17 protein-coding genes are annotated in these 17,539 nt (G+C 63.0%); 1 reads left to right on the top strand and 16 read right to left on the bottom strand.

Annotated features, from left to right (window positions below; all coding sequences use genetic code 11):
- Positions 1-77 precede the first annotated feature (77 nt).
- The 15 genes from ACT6Q8_RS03345 to ACT6Q8_RS03275 all read right to left on the bottom strand — a co-directional run bounded on the left by ACT6Q8_RS03345 (position 78) and on the right by ACT6Q8_RS03275 (position 14,685).
- Positions 78-902 carry an LpxI family protein gene (locus ACT6Q8_RS03345; RefSeq protein ID WP_054167204.1) on the bottom strand — a complete coding sequence of 275 codons (825 nt, stop codon included), beginning with the start codon at positions 900-902 and terminating at the stop codon, positions 78-80.
- A gap of 7 nt (positions 903-909) precedes the next feature.
- Entirely contained in the window at positions 910-1,698 is a 789-nt protein-coding gene (gene lpxA, locus ACT6Q8_RS03340) for an acyl-ACP--UDP-N-acetylglucosamine O-acyltransferase (protein WP_444732630.1), read from the bottom strand.
- Between the two features lie 123 nt (positions 1,699-1,821).
- The gene (gene fabZ / locus ACT6Q8_RS03335) at positions 1,822-2,295 is read right to left on the bottom strand and encodes a 3-hydroxyacyl-ACP dehydratase FabZ (RefSeq protein ID WP_054167202.1); all 474 of its coding nucleotides are present in this window, start codon (positions 2,293-2,295) and stop codon (positions 1,822-1,824) included.
- Complete coding sequence (gene lpxD, locus ACT6Q8_RS03330; protein ID WP_444732629.1) at positions 2,273-3,322, bottom strand: UDP-3-O-(3-hydroxymyristoyl)glucosamine N-acyltransferase; 1,050 nt, start codon at positions 3,320-3,322, stop codon at positions 2,273-2,275. Before lpxD ends, fabZ begins: the two co-directional genes overlap by 23 nt.
- A 39-nt stretch (positions 3,323-3,361) precedes the next feature.
- Positions 3,362-3,964: an OmpH family outer membrane protein gene (locus ACT6Q8_RS03325; RefSeq protein ID WP_054167200.1), complete on the bottom strand. Its 603-nt coding sequence runs from the start codon at positions 3,962-3,964 to the stop codon at positions 3,362-3,364.
- Between the two features lie 14 nt (positions 3,965-3,978).
- Positions 3,979-6,306, bottom strand: a complete 2,328-nt coding sequence (gene bamA / locus ACT6Q8_RS03320) for an outer membrane protein assembly factor BamA (RefSeq protein ID WP_054167532.1) — start codon at positions 6,304-6,306, stop codon at positions 3,979-3,981.
- Between the two features lie 17 nt (positions 6,307-6,323).
- A complete protein-coding gene (gene rseP, locus ACT6Q8_RS03315) occupies positions 6,324-7,475 on the bottom strand; it encodes an RIP metalloprotease RseP (RefSeq protein WP_444732628.1) in 1,152 nt (383 codons plus the stop codon).
- 23 nt (positions 7,476-7,498) lie between these two features.
- Positions 7,499-8,695 (bottom strand): 1-deoxy-D-xylulose-5-phosphate reductoisomerase, encoded by a 1,197-nt coding sequence (locus ACT6Q8_RS03310; protein ID WP_444732627.1) that lies wholly within the window; start codon positions 8,693-8,695, stop codon positions 7,499-7,501.
- Positions 8,677-9,435: a phosphatidate cytidylyltransferase gene (locus ACT6Q8_RS03305; RefSeq protein ID WP_444732626.1), complete on the bottom strand. Its 759-nt coding sequence runs from the start codon at positions 9,433-9,435 to the stop codon at positions 8,677-8,679. The genes ACT6Q8_RS03310 and ACT6Q8_RS03305 overlap by 19 nt, the downstream gene beginning before the upstream one ends.
- Before the next feature lie 4 nt (positions 9,436-9,439).
- Entirely contained in the window at positions 9,440-10,180 is a 741-nt protein-coding gene (locus ACT6Q8_RS03300; protein ID WP_444732625.1) for an isoprenyl transferase, read from the bottom strand.
- Positions 10,181-10,216: 36 nt separating this feature from the next.
- Entirely contained in the window at positions 10,217-10,777 is a 561-nt protein-coding gene (gene frr / locus ACT6Q8_RS03295; protein WP_054167195.1) for a ribosome recycling factor, read from the bottom strand.
- 1 nt (position 10,778) lies between these two features.
- The gene (gene pyrH, locus ACT6Q8_RS03290) at positions 10,779-11,501 is read right to left on the bottom strand and encodes a UMP kinase (protein WP_082372193.1); all 723 of its coding nucleotides are present in this window, start codon (positions 11,499-11,501) and stop codon (positions 10,779-10,781) included.
- Between the two features lie 115 nt (positions 11,502-11,616).
- Positions 11,617-12,540 (bottom strand): translation elongation factor Ts, encoded by a 924-nt coding sequence (gene tsf, locus ACT6Q8_RS03285; RefSeq protein WP_054167194.1) that lies wholly within the window; start codon positions 12,538-12,540, stop codon positions 11,617-11,619.
- A 137-nt stretch (positions 12,541-12,677) separates the two neighbouring features.
- Complete coding sequence (rpsB, locus tag ACT6Q8_RS03280) at positions 12,678-13,451, bottom strand: 30S ribosomal protein S2 (protein WP_082372150.1); 774 nt, start codon at positions 13,449-13,451, stop codon at positions 12,678-12,680.
- 253 nt (positions 13,452-13,704) lie between these two features.
- On the bottom strand, positions 13,705-14,685 hold the full coding sequence (locus ACT6Q8_RS03275; protein WP_444732624.1) for a tetratricopeptide repeat protein: 981 nt from the start codon (positions 14,683-14,685) through the stop codon (positions 13,705-13,707).
- A gap of 191 nt (positions 14,686-14,876) precedes the next feature.
- Here ACT6Q8_RS03275 and ACT6Q8_RS03270 point away from each other — a divergent pair, with 191 nt between their 5' ends.
- A complete protein-coding gene (locus ACT6Q8_RS03270; RefSeq protein ID WP_444732623.1) occupies positions 14,877-15,446 on the top strand; it encodes a hypothetical protein in 570 nt (189 codons plus the stop codon).
- Between the two features lie 254 nt (positions 15,447-15,700).
- Here ACT6Q8_RS03270 and ACT6Q8_RS03265 read toward each other — a convergent pair whose 3' ends face one another.
- On the bottom strand, positions 15,701-17,395 hold the full coding sequence (locus tag ACT6Q8_RS03265) for a hypothetical protein (protein WP_444732622.1): 1,695 nt from the start codon (positions 17,393-17,395) through the stop codon (positions 15,701-15,703).
- Positions 17,396-17,539: the final 144 nt, after the last annotated feature.

Here is a 17,539-nt window from a genome sequence, read left to right as displayed (position 1 = left end):
ATTCTGCCCCTCGCCCGCTTGCGGGAGAGGGAGGGGCCCGTTGGCACCAGCCAATGGGAGGGTGAGGGCCAGCACCATCATCCGCATCCCCCCAGGCCCGTCACGAACAGCCCCGCTGCATCGGCGGCCCGAACCGCATCCGCCCGTCCCACCAACAAGGCTCCCCCCGCCTCCACCGCGATACCGGCAAAACCGGCAGCGACGCATGCAGTGACTGTATCAGGGCCAATGGTCGGCAGGTCCAGGCGTCGATCCTGGCCGGGCTTGGCCCGTTTCACCAGCACGGGAGCCGCCCCGTCGCGTTTCAGCAATCCACAGCGGGCGATCAGGGCATCTGTGCCTTCAATGGCTTCCACCCCCAGCACCAGCCCAGCCTGCACCACCACCGCCTGCCCGACATCGACAGCACCCAGCGCATGGGCAACCATCAGGCCATGGGCGATATCGGCCAGGGCCTGTTCGTCCGGCCGCCGCTGCGTCAGCACGCCGAACGGCATCAGCAGATCGGCGATCAGGGACTGGACGCCGACCACCCGGAACCCTTCTTCCTCCAGCAATGCCGACACCGCCCGCAGCAAGCCATCATCGCCCAGGGCCTTCAGGCCCAGGCGCGCGAAAAAACGGGCCGCGTACCAGTCCGGGCGCAAATCGGACAGCGACGGACGGCGCACACCGCCGGCCAGCACAATCTCCGTCACCCCCTCTGTCCGAAGCCGTTCCAGGATGGCGCCGGCGGCACCCATGCGTAATACAGCATGGGGCAGATCGGGCGTCAGCCACGCATCCGCCCCCTGCCCTTCCAGCGCGATGACAAAGAACGACCGTCCACCCCGCCGGCAGGTCTCCGCCACCTGCCGTGGCAGGTCGCCCCCGCCAGCGATGATGCCTAGCCGATCCGTCATGGCAGGGTCAGCGGGGTTGGGTCAGGGCACGGCTGCCCCGGTCGGCCAGGAAGGACAGGATATCGGCCACGGCCTGGACGCCACCGGCTTCCGCCGTCACGGCCGCGATGCGGTCGGCCATCTTGCCTTCACCCTCGAACAACTGGCGGAACGCGGCGCGCAGGGCGTGGATGTCTTCCTTGGCAAAGCCACGGCGCTGCAACCCGACCAGATTGAGCCCGGCCAGGAAGGCGCGGTCGCCCTTCACCAGACCATAGGGGATGACGTCAGCCTCCACCCCCGACATGCCGCCGATCATGGCATGGGCACCGATGCGCACGAACTGATGTACCGCCGACAGGCCGCCCAGAACGGCATGATCACCCACCACCACATGCCCGCCCAGGGTGGCATTGTTGGCCAAGATCACGTTGTTGCCAACGATGCAATCATGGCCAACATGGACACCGACCATGAACAGGCCGCCGTCACCGACACGGGTCACCATGCCGCCACCCTCTGTGCCGGTATTCATGGTGACATTTTCACGGATGCGGTTATGGCGCCCGATGATCAGTTCTGACGGCTCGCCCTTGTATTTCAGATCCTGCGGCGCATGGCCCAGCGAGGCGAAGGGATAGACGATGGTGCCTTCACCAATGGTCGTGCGGCCATCAATGGCAACATGACTGATCAGGCGCACATAATCACCCAGCACCACATGCGGCCCCACCACACAGAAAGGACCGATTTCCACACCTGCACCGATGCGGGCACCGGGATCGACAATGGCACTGGGATGGATATTGGCGCTCATGGGCCGACCCTTCTCTTCCTGACATGCGAAAGGGCGGTCGCCCGCCCTTCCCATCGCCTTTAGCAAAGGCGTTTGACAAAATTACGTCGGCCCCGTGTCCACCAAAAGGAGCGGAAACCGACCTTAATCACCCATGACGATCATGGCCGTGTAGGTCGCCTCGGCATGCAGGTTGCCGTCGACCCAGGCCTCGCCCTTGAACTTCCACACATTGCGGCGGTTCTGGATCTTCTGGACCTTGATATGGATTTGGTCACCGGGAACGATGGGGCGGCGGAACTTCGCCTCCTCAATCCCCATGAAGTACACGAGACGGCCCTCCGCCTCCTGTCCCAGGGTCTGCATGACCAGGATGGCCGAGGTCTGGGCCATGGCTTCCACGATCATGACGCCGGGGAACACCGGCTTCTGCGGGAAGTGGCCCGTGAACTGCGGCTCGTTCATCGTCACGTTCTTAATGCCGGTGCAGCTTTCACCGGGGACGATGTCCTTGACCTTGTCAACAAGAAGCATCGGATACCGGTGCGGGATCAGTTCCATGATCCGGTTGATATCCAGGTCGGTCACCGCAACCTTATTCGTTTCCGTCGTGCTCATCGCCCCGTCCACTTTTCCCCTTCGCCAGCCGCGCCATCATGGCGACCTGGCGGAAATATTGCCGCTTGGGCTGCGCCGGCGTGCCGAACACCTCCGTCATCGGCGGTACATCCCGCATCACGCCGCTTTGTGCCGCGATGCGGGCCCCCGCCCCGATGGAAAGATGACCGGCCACCCCTGCCTGCGCCGCCAGCACAGCATGATGATCGAACTTCGTGCTGCCCGAGATGCCGGACTGGGCCACAATGACGCAGCCGGCACCAAGCGTGACGTTGTGCCCGATCTGGACCAGATTATCAATCATCGTGCCCCTGCCGATGATCGTATCGGGGCCGGCACCACGGTCGATGGTGCTGTTGGCCCCCACCTCCACATCATCCTCGATGATAACCCGGCCCAATTGCGGCACGCGGACATGGCCAGTGACATCCATGGCAAAGCCAAAACCATCCTGACCGATACGGGCGCCAGGATAAATCACGACGCGGTCGCCAATCATGCAATGGGACAGGGAGGCGCAGGCACCGATCACACTGTCGGCACCGATGCGGACATTGCACCCAACCACGGCATTGGCGGCGATACGCGTGCGTGGCCCAATCTCTGCCCCCGCCTCAATCACCGCCCCTGCGGCAACCTCCACATTCTCAGCCAGAACCGCCGTCGGATCGACATGCGCCGCCGGGGAGATCAGGCCGCTGGACGCCGGCAGCGGGTAGAAGGCCTGGGCACACAGCGCATAGCTGCGATAGGGCTTGGTCGACAGCAGCAGCGCCATGCCCGCCGGCGCCTTGTCGGCCAGGACGGGATGCACCACGCAAGCCGCTGCCCGGCTGGCCTGAAACGCCTCCACATATTTGCGGTTATCCAGGAAGGACAGCTGCCCTTCCCCGGCCTGATCCAGCGGGGCAACATCGGTCAGCACCAGGCCAGGATCGGCACCGGGCGCCACCGTCGCACCGGAACAGGCGGCGAGGTCAGCCAGCGTGAAGGGGCCGGCACGGTCGAAGAAACGGGGATCGGCCATGAGGGTTTCCTTCCGGCGAAAATGGGGACCGTCCGGCCCTTATGTCGGCGGCGGAACGCTGACCGTCACATGCGGCAGACGGCCATTGAGACGTTCCAGCACTTCCGACGTGATATCGGCGGCACCGCCCGCCTGATAAACGATGAATTGCCGGGAGATCACCAACGTCGCACCGGCTTCCTTCGCCACCTCGGCGATCACCTGATCCAACGTGTTGATCACACTGTTACGGGCCTGGTTGAAGGCGATATCCAGGCGGCGGGTACGTTCCTGCAAGGCACGCCCGGTGGCGGACACCTGGGTTTCGAATTCCGTCCGTTTACGGTCGAACTCTTCAACGGCAACGGTCTGGCGCAGACGGGCCAGTTCCTGCTCCGCGACCCGCAACCCTTCCTGCTGCTGCGCCACGTCACGCTGCAACTGTTCCTTCTGCACATCAAGCTGCTGCTGGATGGTCCGCATGGCCGTAGCCTGCTGCAGGATGGTGGGGATATCCACCACGGCCACCTGGGCATAGGGCAGCCGCCGGGCAGGTTGCGACGCCTGCGTCTGCGGGACCGCAACCTCCTGGCCATAAGATGCAGCCGGCCCGGCCACAAGGGCCAGGCCGGTGAACAGAAGGGCGATGGGGCGAAGCGCCAAGGCCCGACCCCCCGTCAGAACCGGGTACCGAAGCTGAACTTCAGCGTTTCGGTCTGGTCATACGGTTCCTTGGCGATCGGATAGGCCAAATCCAGACGGATCGGACCAAAGGGCGACTTCCACGACACACCGACACCGGCCGACATGCGGACCTTGTTGCTGTCGCGGAACACATCCCCGACGCCCGGCGTTTCCTTGGCCGCCGTCAGGGTACCGGCATCGTAGAAGGCGTGCGCCTTCACGCCCAGCTCGTCCGGCAGGCCCAGCTTCGTGGTCAGTTCCAGGCTGGCGCGGCTGAAGATGGTACCGCCCAGCGCGTCGCTGTTTTCCGGATTGTTCGGATCGGGCACGTTGCGGGGACCGATACCACCAATCTCAAAGCCGCGCAGCGTGTCACCACCGATGAAGAAGCGGTCATTGATGCGCAGGTCCTTGCCCATGCCCCAGATGTAACCAGCCTCGGTAGTCAGACCCAGCACCACTTCCTCGAACGGCTCCCAATACTGACCCGCCGTGATGCGGTTACGCAGATAGCGGGTGTCACCGCCGACACCGGCGAATTCAACCGACCACAGGCCATAGAAGCCGCTGGTCGGCTCGATCTTGCTGTCACGCTCATCATACAGCAGCTGGCTTTCCACAGACGAGGTGATGGTGGTGCCCAGCTGATCCTGCAGGAACAGGGACGAGCCGAAATAGATATTGTCGATCTTGTTCTGAACCAGCGAGTAGCTGATGCGCTGGCGCAGCTTTTCCGACAGCGGGTAGCCGGCGCGCAGCACGACACCGGTCGATTCCAGATCGTAGGAGATGGTGTCGCGATTGTCGCGAACCACGCGGAACAGATCGACACCAGCCGCCAGATCGCGGTCCAGGAAGTAGGGCTCGGTAAAGCCCAGATCCACCTCGAAGCTGCGGCTCGACAGCAGGGTGGACAGGCGCAGGTCCTGGCCCTTGCCCAGCAGGTTGCGCTGGCGGATCGAAAAGTCCAGCAGCGCGCCGTCAGTGGAGGAGTAACCGGCACCCAGCTGGATTTCACCGGTGGGCTGTTCCTCGACCTCGACCGTGATCACGGACTGATCGCGGCTGCTGCCCTCCTCCGTCTTCACCTCAACGCCGCTATCCAGGAAGTAACCCAGATCCTTGATGCGCTGTTCGGAGCGCTTGACCTTGGAGACGCTGAACGGGTCGCCTTCAACCAGCAGCATTTCGCGGCGGATGACCTTGTCCAGCGTATTGTAGTTGCCAACAATGTCGACACGCTCAACAAAGACGCGCGGGCTTTCCTTCAGTTCAAAGACCAGATTGATGGTCTGATCTTCCTGATTGCGCTCCAACAGCGGGTCGATATCGATGAAGGCATATTGCAGGTCGCCCAACCGGTTGGTCAGGGCGGTGATGCTCTCTTCGATCTTGTCGCCATTGTACCATTCGCCGGAATAGGCGTTGATGGCCTCATAGAGCGGCGTCACATCAATGTCGGGGATTTCCGACTGGATTTCGATCTTGCCGAACTTATAGCGCTTGCCCTCATCCACCGTCATGGTGATGAAGAATTCCTCGCGATCGGGGGTCAATTCCGCGACCGAGGTCAGCACCTTAAAGTCGGCATAGCCGTTGCGCAGATAGAAGCGGCGGACCTGCTCCTGGTCATAGCGCAAACGCTCGGGATCATAATTGTCGTTGGACGACAGGAACCGCCACCAGCGCGACTCCTTGGTGATCATGATCTCGCGCAGTTCATCATCGTCGAACACGTTGTTGTTCACGAAGTTGATGGCCTGCACGCCCGTCATCTGGCCTTCTTCGATTTCGAAGATCAGGTCGACGCGGTTCTGTTCCAGCTGAACGATCTTCGGCTCGATGCGCGCGGCGAAGCGGCCCTTGCGGCGATAGAGTTCCTGGATACGCTCCACATCGTTCTGCACGCGGGTGCGGGTATAGACGGTGCGGGGGCGCAACTGAACCTCGGGATTGATATCCTCGGTCTTGATGCGCTTGTTTCCTTCAAACGCAATGCGGTTGATGATGGGATTTTCCACCACCTGCACCAGCATCACGCCGCCTTCGCGCCGGATCGACACGTCCGCGAACAGGCCGGTCGCGAAGAGCGACTTCAGCGACTGGTCGATCTTGTCGGGATCGAAATTGTCGCCGGGCCGTACCGTCAGGTACGACTGGACCGTGGCGCCTTCGATGCGCTGCGACCCCTCGACGCGGATTTCGCGAATGATGCCACCATCAAACGCCTCCTGGGCCATGGCGCCGGTCGACAGCGCGATGACAGATGTTGCGGTGCCGCCTAGCAGCAGGCACAGCGCGAACCTGGAAACCGAGACCAACTGTTCCCCCAAAAAGGCTAAGACAGGACACCCTTGACGAAATCGACGACACGGAGCTGAACCAAGTCATTCCAGGTCGCGAAAACCATCAAGGTCAATACCAAAGCCAGACCGACCCGGAAACCATATTCCTGAGCCCTCTCGCCAAGAGGCCGTCCGCGAACGGCCTCCACTGCGTAATACAGCAGATGTCCCCCGTCCAGCATCGGAATGGGGAACAGGTTGATCAGGCCCAGATTGATGGAAAGGACAGCCACGAACCAGATCATGGTCACGAAGCCCGTCTGTGCCACCTGGCCCGACATCTGCGCGATGCGGATGGGCCCGCCCAGCTCATTCGTGCTGCGCATGCCCAACGCCATCTGCCAGACGGCGTCCAGCGTGCCTTCCGTCAAACGGACCGTCTCCTTGCCGGCTTCCCAGATGGCGGTCAGGGGCGTCTGGCGACGGTATTCGTCATTACCACGCATCACCCCCAGCCGGCCTATCGTGTGGATATTGCCGAACCGGTCTTCCATCTTTTCCGCACGCGGCGTGACGGTCAGTTCCAGGCGCTTGGGCTCTGCACCTTCCGCCTCAACCCGTTCCACCACCATCGAAACGGTGCGGCCCGGATTCATGACGATGACACCCAGCACATCCTCGAAACGCGGCGTGTCGCGGCCATCCATGGAGACGATACGGTCGCCCGGCTTCATGCCGGCCTCCGCCGCCGCCCCCTCGGGCAGGATCTCGCGGACCACGGGCGGGGTATAGGGCTGACCATAGACCATGAACATGAAGGCCAGCGCCAGGATGGCGAACAGGAAGTTCGCCGCCGGCCCCGCCGCCACGATGGCCATGCGCTGCCCCACACGCTTGTGATGGAAGGACACGGCGCGCTGCGCCGGCGTCATCCGGTCAAGCCCGGTGCCGGGCGTGCTGGCCGCGCCCGCATCCCCGAACATCTTCACATAGCCGCCCAGCGGGATAAGGCTGAACTTCCAGCGGGTGCCAAGCCGGTCGGTGCGACCGAAAATCTCCGGCCCGAAGCCGATGGAGAAGACCTCCACCCGCACGCCATTACGGCGCGCCACCAGGAAATGCCCCATCTCGTGCACGAAGACCAGAATGGTCAGCACGACAAGGAACATCACCCCGTAATTCCAGATGAAGCCCAGGACTTCCATCAATGCGCCTCCAAGGGCCGCGTTCAGTTCGCGCGAGATAAAACCGCAATTTCGGCAAAGGCGTGGCGACGTGCTTCCGCATCCGCCGCTTCCACATCCGCCAGCGTGCCCAACGGGGCATGCGCCAGGGTGGCCAGACATTTCTCAACGACGCGCGGAATATCCAGGAAGCCCAGATTTCCAGACAGGAAGGCGGCAACCGCCACCTCATTCGCCGCATTGAGGATTGTAGGGGCCGCCCCCCCGCTTTGCAAGGCGCGCCGCGCCAGCCCCAAGGCGGGGAATCGCACCGGATCAGGCGACTCGAACGTCAGGCTGGCAGCCTTCACCAGATCCAGCCGGTCACCCGGTGTGGCCACCCGGTCCGGCCAGGCCAGCGCCACGGCAATAGGCGTGCGCATGTCGGGCGTGCCGAGCTGCGCCAGCACCGACCCATCGACATATTCGACCAGGGAATGGATCACCGATTGCGGATGGACCAGCACATCGATCCGTTCCTCGGGCATGGCGAACAGATGGTGGGCCTCGATCAGCTCCAACCCCTTGTTCATCATGCTGGCGCTGTCGACGCTGATCTTGGCGCCCATGGACCAGTTGGGATGCGCACAGGCCTGGGCCGGGGTCACCCCCTGCATAGCGTCTCGCGTCCAGGTGCGGAACGGGCCGCCCGACGCGGTCAGAATCAGGCGGGAGATACGGTCGCGTCGCGCCTCGTCGAACACCTGGAAGATGGCGCTGTGCTCGCTGTCCACCGGCAGCAGGGTGGCACCGCAGCGGCGTACCTCCGCCATCACCAGCTCACCGGCGCAGACCAGCACTTCCTTGTTGGCCAGCGCCACCGTGGCGCCGCGCTGCACGGCGGCCAGCGTCGGGGCCAGACCGGCGGCACCGACAATGGCGGCCATCACCCAATCGGCGGCGGGACGGCTGGCCGCCTCCACCACCGCGGCGGGGCCGGCGGCCAGCTCAATGCCCGTGCCGCCTAAGGCGTCCTTCAGGTCGGCATAGGCGGACGCATCCGCGACCACGGCCAGGGCCGGACGCAGCAGACGGGCCTGTTCAGCCAGCTTGGCCACATTGCGGCCCGCGACCAGCGCCTCTGTCTGAAAACGGTCCGGATAGGCTGCCAGCAGCTGGACAGTATTGGTCCCCACCGATCCGGTGCAGCCCAGCACGGTCACGCGGCGCGTCGTCTCAGGCTTCACCAAAATCGCACCCATTCCCCCGCCGTCATTTCGAACAAGGCATAGAGCGGTGCCGCGAACAGCAGCCCGTCGATCCGGTCAAGGATACCACCATGACCAGGGATCAGCCTGGAACTGTCTTTCACATCCACGCGGCGCTTCATATAGCTCTCGAACAGGTCGCCCGCCTGCCCTGCCACGGCCAGGACGGCACCGATGGCGGCATAGGCGCCAATGGCGGCCAGCGATACATCATGCGGCACATCGGTGGCCGCCGGCGGCACCAGCCAGCCCGGCAGCCAATCCCCGCTCTGCGCTGCCCCGAACAGCCCGCCCAGCGTGGCCGACGCCACCATGCCGCCGATCAGGCCTGCCCAGGTCTTCTTCGGACTGATGCGGGGGGCCAGCTTCGGTCCGCCGATGCTCTTGCCCGCCGCATAGGCCCCGATATCGGTGGCCCAGATGGACAGCAACAGGAACAAGAACAGGGCCAGACCATAGGGACCGCTCTCCAGCCGCAGCCAGAGCATGGCCAGGAAGGGCAAGCCGATATAGAGCGGCATGAAGGCGAAATGACCCGGACGGTGCCGCCCCGGCATGACCAGCCGGAAATATTCCCACGCCGACAGCCCGGCCAGCAGCAGCACCAGCAGCTGGAACGGTACCCCGCCATACCAGACAGCGCCCAACACAGGGGGGGCCAGAATAAGGGCGGAGATCACGCGCTGCGTGAAGTTGGAGCGGGGTTTCTTGGGGGGGCGCTGACTGTCGGTCACGATATCAACGGCTTCCCGCCGTGGCCCCGAAGCGCCGGTCGCGCTGGTGGAATTCCTGGATGGCGGCCTCCAGATCGCGACGCGTGAAATCCGGCCACAGCGTATCCAGAAAAACCATCTCCGCATAGGCCAGCTGCCACAGCAGGAAATTGCTGATGCGCTTTTCGCCGCTGGTGCGGATCATCAGATCGGGGTCGGGAATGTTGCCGCCCGTGGTCAATTCGCGGGCAAAGGTGTCGGTCGTGATGTCGCCGGGGGTCATCTCCCCCCGCTCTACCGCCTGCGCCAGCTTGCGCGCCGCATCGACCAGTTCCTGACGCCCGCCATAGGACAGGGCCAACACCAGCGTCATGTCGGTATTGTCGGCAGTCAGCGTCTCGGCATTGCTGATCAGTGCCTGGATGTCAGCCGACAGACGGGAGCGGTCACCGATCACCCGCAGCTGAATGCCATTCTTATGCAGCTTGGCAATCTCCCCGCGCAGGTAGAAGCGCAGGAGCTGCATCAGGGTGGACACCTCGTCCTGGGGACGGCTCCAGTTCTCAGTCGAGAAACTGTAGAGCGTCAGGTAGCGCACGCCAAGTTCGCGAGCACCCTCGATGGCCTGACGGACGGCGTCCACGCCCTTCTTATGCCCGGCCGTGCGCGGCAGGCCCCGTGCCGTCGCCCAGCGTCCATTGCCATCCATGATGATGGCGATGTGCGTGGGCGGCGGCGGAAACGCGGATGTGTCGGGGCCCGGCATGGCAGCAGGTCCTTACCCTTGGGTACCGGGAAACGATCAGACCTGCAGGATTTCCTTTTCCTTGGTCGCCAGCGCCTCATCCACCTTCTTGATGTGGGCGTCGGTCACGCCCTGGACCTTGTCGGACCAGGTCTTCTGCTCGTCCTCGGACAGGGAACCATCCTTCTGCAGCTTCTTCAGCGCGTCCATCGCGTCGCGACGCACATTGCGCACGGCCACCCGGGTCTGCTCCGCATACTTGGCGGCAACCTTGGACAGTTCCTTGCGGCGCTCGGAGTTCAGTTCCGGAATCGGCACGCGGATGGTCGAGCCTTCGGTCTGCGGGTTGAGGCCCAGACCGCTATCACGGATGGCCTTTTCCACCGATTTGACCGTGGATCGGTCGAACACCTGCACCGAGATCAGGCGCGGCTCCGGCACGGAGATATTGGCGACCTGGTTCAGCGGAACCGTGGTGCCATAGGCCTCAACCGTCACCGGCTCCAGCAGGTTGGCGGAAGCGCGCCCGGTGCGCAGGCCCGCGAATTCCTTGCGGAGCTGCTCAAGCGCGCCGGCCATGCGACGCTCAATGTCCTTGATCAGTTCGGGAGCGGCCACCTTATGCCTCTTCGGTTATGATGGTGAATTTGCCCTGTCCGGCCATCACTTCGGCGAAACCGCCGTCCTTCTGGATGGAGAAGACAAGGATGGGAATCTTGTTCTCGCGGGCAAGCGAAATCGCAGACGCGTCCATGACCTGCAGGTCGCGCGACAGCACGTCCAGATAGGTCAGGCGGTCATAGCGGATGGCATCCTTCACCTTCTTGGGATCGGCGCTGTAGACGCCATCCACCTTGGTAGCCTTCAGCATCGCATCGCAAGCCATTTCAGAGGCGCGGAGTGCGGCAGCCGTATCCGTGGTGAAGAAGGGGTTGCCGGTGCCGGCTGCGAAAATCACCACCCGGCCCTTTTCCATGTGACGCTCGGCCTTGCGGCGGATATAGGGCTCGCAGACGCTGTCCATCGGGATGGCCGACTGCACGCGGGTCTCCACGCCAGCCTTTTCAAGCGCATTCTGCACGGCCAGCGCGTTCATGACGGTGGCCAGCATGCCCATGTAATCAGCGGTCGCGCGTTCCATGCCGGACGCAGCGCCGGAAATGCCGCGGAAGATGTTGCCGCCACCGATGACGGCGCAGACCTCGATCCCCATATCGATCACAGACTTGATCTCCGTCGCCATGCGGCTAACGACGTTGGGATCGATCCCGTACTCCCTTTCCCCCATAAGGGCTTCGCCTGAAAGCTTCAGAAGAACGCGCTTGTAACGGGCTTCGGGCACGGGTTTGTCCTTTCGGTTGGAAATCCGGTCTTGCAACAGATCATATCGGGGCCGGCGAACCGGCCCCGACAGAATAACGCTCCAGAGCCGGCACGAGGTCCGGCCCCGAACCGCCTTAGCCGGCCATCTTGGCCACTTCGGCGGCGAAGTCGGACTGTTCCTTCTCGATGCCTTCGCCCAGTTGGAAGCGGACGAAGCCGGTCAGGGTAACCGGGGCGCCAACGGCCTTGGCGGCGTTTTCCACGACCTTGCGGATCTTGGTTTCGCCGTCGATGACGTACAGCTGCTCCAGCAGGACCACTTCTTCATAATACTTGCGGACGCGGCCTTCGACCATCTTCTCGATGATGTTCTCGGGCTTGCCGGAAGCGCGGGCCTGTTCGATCAGAACGGCGCGCTCACGCTCCAGGTTGGCGGTCGACACGTCGGCAACGTCCAGGGCTTCCGGACGGGCGGCAGCGACATGCATGGCGATCTGCTTGCCCAGATCGGCCAGGGCGGCCTTGTCGCCAGTCGACTCCAGAGCAACCAGCACGCCGATCTTGCCCAGGCCCGGAACCAGGGCGGAGTGGACATAAGACGACACCACGCCATCGGTGACCGACAGCTTGGCGACGCGGCGCAGGTTCATGTTCTCGCCGATGGTGGCGACCAGATTCGGCAGCTCGTCGGCGACGGTGCGGCCGGTGCCCGGATAGGCAGCGGCCTTCAGGCTGTCCAGCGAGCCGTCGGTGTCCAGCGCCAGCTTGGTGACGGTGGAAACGGCAGCCTGGAAGGCGTCGTTACGGGCAACGAAGTCGGTCTCGGCGTTCAGCTCGACAGCGGCGCCGGACAGGCCATTGGCGGCAACGCCGACCAGACCCTCGGCGGCAACGCGACCGGCCTTCTTGGCAGCGGCGGCGAGGCCCTTCTTGCGCAGCCAATCGATGGCGGCTTCCACGTCGCCATTCGCCTCGGTCAGCGCCTTCTTGCAGTCCATCATGCCGGCGCCGGACTTCTCACGGAGGTCCTTCACCAGGGCAGCGGTGATCTCGGCCATTTTCGCCTCTCTCAAATCGTCGGGGTGTGACGGGATATCTTTTACCACAGGGTCATGGCGGTTTCGCGCCAAGCCCGGACAGCACAACGGCCGGACCGCACCCGAAGCGGATGCGGCCCGGCCGTCGCACCTTAAACTCAGGCCTCGACGGCCGCTTCGGCGGGCAGGGCCTCTTCCGGGGCGACTTCCTGGGCGCCGACATCGATGCCGGCAGCCGACATCTCAGCCTGCAGACCGTCCAGGACGGCGCCGCTCAGCAGTTCGCAATAGGTCTCGATGGCGCGCAGGGCGTCGTCGTTACCCGGAACCGGGAAGGTGATGCCGTCGGGGGAGCTGTTGCTGTCCAGGATGGCAACGACCGGGATACCCAGCTTGTTGGCTTCCTGAATGGCCAGGCTTTCCTTGTTGGTGTCGATGATCACCAGCAGGTCGGGCAGGCCGCCCATGTCACGGATACCGCCCAGCGCGCGCTCCAGCTTATCGCGGTCGCGGGTCATGTTCAGCAGCTCCTTCTTGGTGCGGCCGGAGCCTTCACCATGAGACAGCGCCTCGTCCATGTCCTTCAGGCGGCGGATCGACTGGGAGATGGTCTTCCAGTTGGTCAGCATGCCGCCGAGCCAGCGGTGGTTCACATAGTACTGGCCGCAGCGCTTGGCGGAAGCAGCAACCTGCTCCTGCGCGGCGCGCTTGGTGCCAACAAACAGGACGCGACCGCCGCCGGCGACGACGTCACGCACGGCCTGCATGGCCCGGTGCAGCAGCGGAACGGTCTGTTCCAGGTCGATGATGTGCACGCCGTTGCGGGCACCAAAGATGTACGTGGACATCTTCGGATTCCAGCGACGGGTGTGGTGACCGAAGTGGACGCCAGCTTCCAAAAGCTGACGCATGGTAAAGGTCGGCATTGCCATGGAAAACTTCCTTTTCCGGTTTGGCCTCCGTGAGCAATGTCCATTGGGCATCATGCCCGCCGAACACCGGATCGATGAGATGGCACACCCGAACAACTAGCGTCCGGGTAAAAGCCAACACACCGCAAGCCCACGTGTGGGATTAACGACGGGCGGTGGAATAGCGCAGGCGGGGCCGCATTGCAACCCCACCCGGCCGCGTTTTGCGCACGCCCTCCCCCTTCATCTCCGCATGGCGGGGGCTTTTCAAGCCTCAACCCTCACTTTTCAGGGCCTTCAGGGCAGCCTGCGCCTCCTTATGCTTAGGCTCCAGCTCCAGGGCACGCTTATAGGCTTTCTCCGCCGTCACCTTATCCCCCATCGCCTGATAGATCATGCCCAGACGCCAATGGGCGGGCGCGCGGTAGTTAGTACCGCCGATCCAGGCCGAACCCGACAGGAAGCGCAGCAGCGAGTCGCGGCCCGCCTCCAGGTTCCGGTTCTCCAAGGCTGAGGCGCGGCCCCGCTGATAGAGGGTGAACGGATCGGCGGGGTCGAACGACACCGCCTTGTCCAGCGCCGCAAAGGCCGCGTCAGTTTCACCCAGCCGCCCAAGGCCGACCGCGGCACCGGCCAGTTCAGAGGCATCGGTCAGCTTCGCCGTCGCTTCCTTCAGCAGCGTCTTTGCCGAGGCTTCATTCTCGTCACTCAGCGCCTGAGTCGCGCGCAGCAATGCATACTGTGCCTCGTCCAGCGGCTGGATCGCCTTGATCGCCTCTTCTGCCTTTACCTTGTCACCCCCCACAATCGATGGCGCAACAAGGTGATACTGCGCGATGCATTTGATGGCGGGAACGCTGCGCGGATCACGCGCCCTCTCCCCCTCGCACAGGGTCAGAAGGTCGGCAGCGGCGGACTTCTTGGAGAACAGCGAAGCATCGGTGATACGGCGGGTGGCCAGCACCATCCGCGCTTCCAGCACCTGCCTGTCATCCGGTGCCTCCGCCGCCAGCCGGGCACCCAGGGGCAGGCCGGCCTCGACATCGCCAAAGCGCTGATAGACCAGCAGCAGGTCCCGGGCGGCGTCACGGTCAGCCGGATTGGCGGCCAATCGCGCCTTTAACGGGGCCTCGGCTGCATCCTTGCGGTCAACCGGCTCCACCAGGGTGGCGTAGTCAGCCGGTACGGTCTGGGCACCACCGGCACCCGTCAGACACAGCAGGGTCAGGGCGGCAGCGGACAGGGAGAGGCGCATGGGCTCATCCAGAAGGGTTAAGGAGACTTAACCTTTTGGTGCCATGCTGTGGCGGAATGGTGGCGCGAAGGAGCCATTATCACGATCCTTGGTGGTGCAGGTCCGCCATGCCTTGGCAATCGCCCGGCGGGTGGCTATGGTCCGCCCCGCGCGGCCCAGACCACGCTCCCGGCATGCCAAGCACCGTAAGAATGACCGTCACAGCCCGACCGACCGATGCCTCGCCCGACCTGCTGACAGGTTTCCTGCGCCAGCTATCGCCGGGCCACGACCCGTCGCCGCCGCTATGGCTGGAGGCTGACGGTCTGCCTGACGTGCCCCGCCGGCTGCTGGTGCATGATCATGGCATGACGGCGACCCTGGAAGCCTTCTGGGGCGAACAGATGCGCCTCTCGGTTCTGCATACGGAGGAGACGGACGATCTGCTCCGTCGCCATGTGCTGTTGTCGGGCGCGGACAGCGGTACACCGGCCGAACTGGGCCTGATTGAGATCCGTCTGGGTGCCCTGCCCGCCGGCGCCCTATTCGCGGTGCGCCAGCGGCGCATTCCGTTCGGCGCCATTCTGTCGGCCTGCGGCGTGTCCTTCCGCAGCCAGCCAGCCGGTTTCCTGCGTCTGGTTGCCAATGACGAATTGTCACGCCTGCTGCGGCTGACACCGGGCAGCGTCATCCATGGCCGCGCCACCACGCTTTATGCCCGTAGTGACGGGCGCGTGCTGGCGAATGCCGTGGAACTGCTGAGCGGACATCGACCGGCATGAAAGGCGCGCATTGAGGTTTCCCAGGCTTTCGGCCAGGGAGCACCAGCACGGGTGTTATACCCCCGGTCAAAATTCTTGGCCGGTGGTACCCGCGCCGACTGGCGCGGCTGCGGCCCATGCCGTCGAGGCTTGAAATGCTGATGAGTCAGTATTTCAAGCCGCTGGTATTATACTAAACCGCCGAGGGTTTTTGACCCTTGGCGGTTTGGAGGCCGGTGACTGCCGGCCCGACGCTTGAGGAAACACAAAGTGGATTACAAAAACCAGGCGGGATCTGCGACAATCACGCGGCCTTCGAAATAGCCCGTTTCCAGGTAATGCCGCAGGGGATTTGTGTCCACAGTCAACACACCGGCATTCGCCAATCTATAGGCACTGGTGTCGAATGCCGCTGACGGATCCCGATTTTCCTGCCAGCCAAATTCGACGAAATGCGTCACCGCGTTGGCAAACTCACCATTGGATACGGCGCGGGCGACGTCGGCATATTTGGATAAATACCAATCGGAATCGAACAACGCGTTGGGGTCACGCCCCTCTCGCAGTCCATACAAAGCAAAATGTTCATAGCCTGTAGCGAACTCACCTTTCGTCACAGCGTTGGCCACGTCGGTATTCGCCTTCAAGTACCCCACCTCATCGAAGATGAGCCGCGTCATATCCAATGTGGGGAATGCCACACGTCCCTCGGCCTTGCCATGAAGCAGATAGTGGTCATAGCCGCTGCCATACTGGAATTCCGCCACGGCCTTGGCGACGTCGGTATTGGCCCGCAGATAGTGGGATTCGCTGAACGGTTTGCCGGTGGCATCACTGATCTGGTTGGGCTGCCGGCCTTCCGCCCGCCCGACTTGATTGTAATGCTCCAGACCACTTGAAAACTGTCCGGCCTTCACGGCGGCGGCGACATCCGAATTATGTGACAGATACCAACTGTTATTGAAGGCCGCCCCCTCCTTACCGGTAAACACACTCGGAGCGTTCAGCAGGACCACGCGGTCGTCGAGCCGGAGCAGTTCAACCTGTTCCAGCCGATCACTCCCCTGGCCGCCATCGCGATTGTCGGTGACTGTGTAGATATCGCCAAGTGCCGCATTGATCGTGATATTGGCGAATTGCGCTGACATCACCGCCGTATCGGTACCGCGCCCACCTCGAATGATGTCATTCCCGCCTAATCCATTGAAGGTGCCATTGCCACGCGGATGGCTGCCGTCACCGGGCGCCAGAATCTCCGCCGCTGTCGTGCCGGTGAAGCTGGCTACAGTATCGCCCGTGAATGTGCGTTGGTTGACCGCATCACCGGAAGCACGCGCGAATCCATTGATCCGCCCGATGCCCGCCATATCCAGAATGATATCTGATCCGGCAGTCGTATCAGTGCCCACGTAATAGCGCAGCGTGCCATTGGTCTGCAGTTCGTAACTGATTTCCCCCAGCCCGAGTCCGACACCATCACCAGCACGAATAACGGTCGTATCCAGAGCCACACCATTGTCGGTGCGATAGAACTCCAACCGGTCACCGGACTGGATGTCCTGGATACTGACTTGTCCGGATCCTCCGACGCCGCCGAGGATGAATACATCGCTACCGGGACCGCCGACCAGGCTGTCGCCTCCCGCGCCGAACAAGCGGTCGGCACCATCACCGCCCAGAATGGAGTCAGCCCCCGCCCGGCCCGATATCTGGTCAGCAAGGTAGGTGCCTTGCAGATATTCAGCCTCCTCGCCGCCGACGATCACCAACGTGGCCAATGCCAACCCGGATGCATCAACACCGGATACGGTCACACCAGAAGGCATCTCCAAGGCCCGGCCATTCAAGGTGGCGGACGGCCGGCTGTTCGACAAGGTCACGAATAGCTGTCCAGCTTCAGAGCCGGTGATCGTGAGGATCGGCAGTTGGCCAGGAATCGCCGCAGGGCGCGTAGAAAAAACGATGGTCATGGCAGATTTCTCCAAACATTATGGTTTGGAGCATTGTTATCACTAGTTACAGCAAACGAATGAGTGTAAATAGTTGTAAGTATTTACCGCTATATATATGACTTTAGGTGCCATTTTAACATTTTGGTGATTTCACCAGAAATT

The sequence above is a fragment of the Niveispirillum sp. genome, assembly GCF_052437035.1.
GTDB lineage: Bacteria > Pseudomonadota > Alphaproteobacteria > Azospirillales > Azospirillaceae > Niveispirillum.
This window is presented reverse-complemented; position numbering and strand designations above follow the sequence as displayed.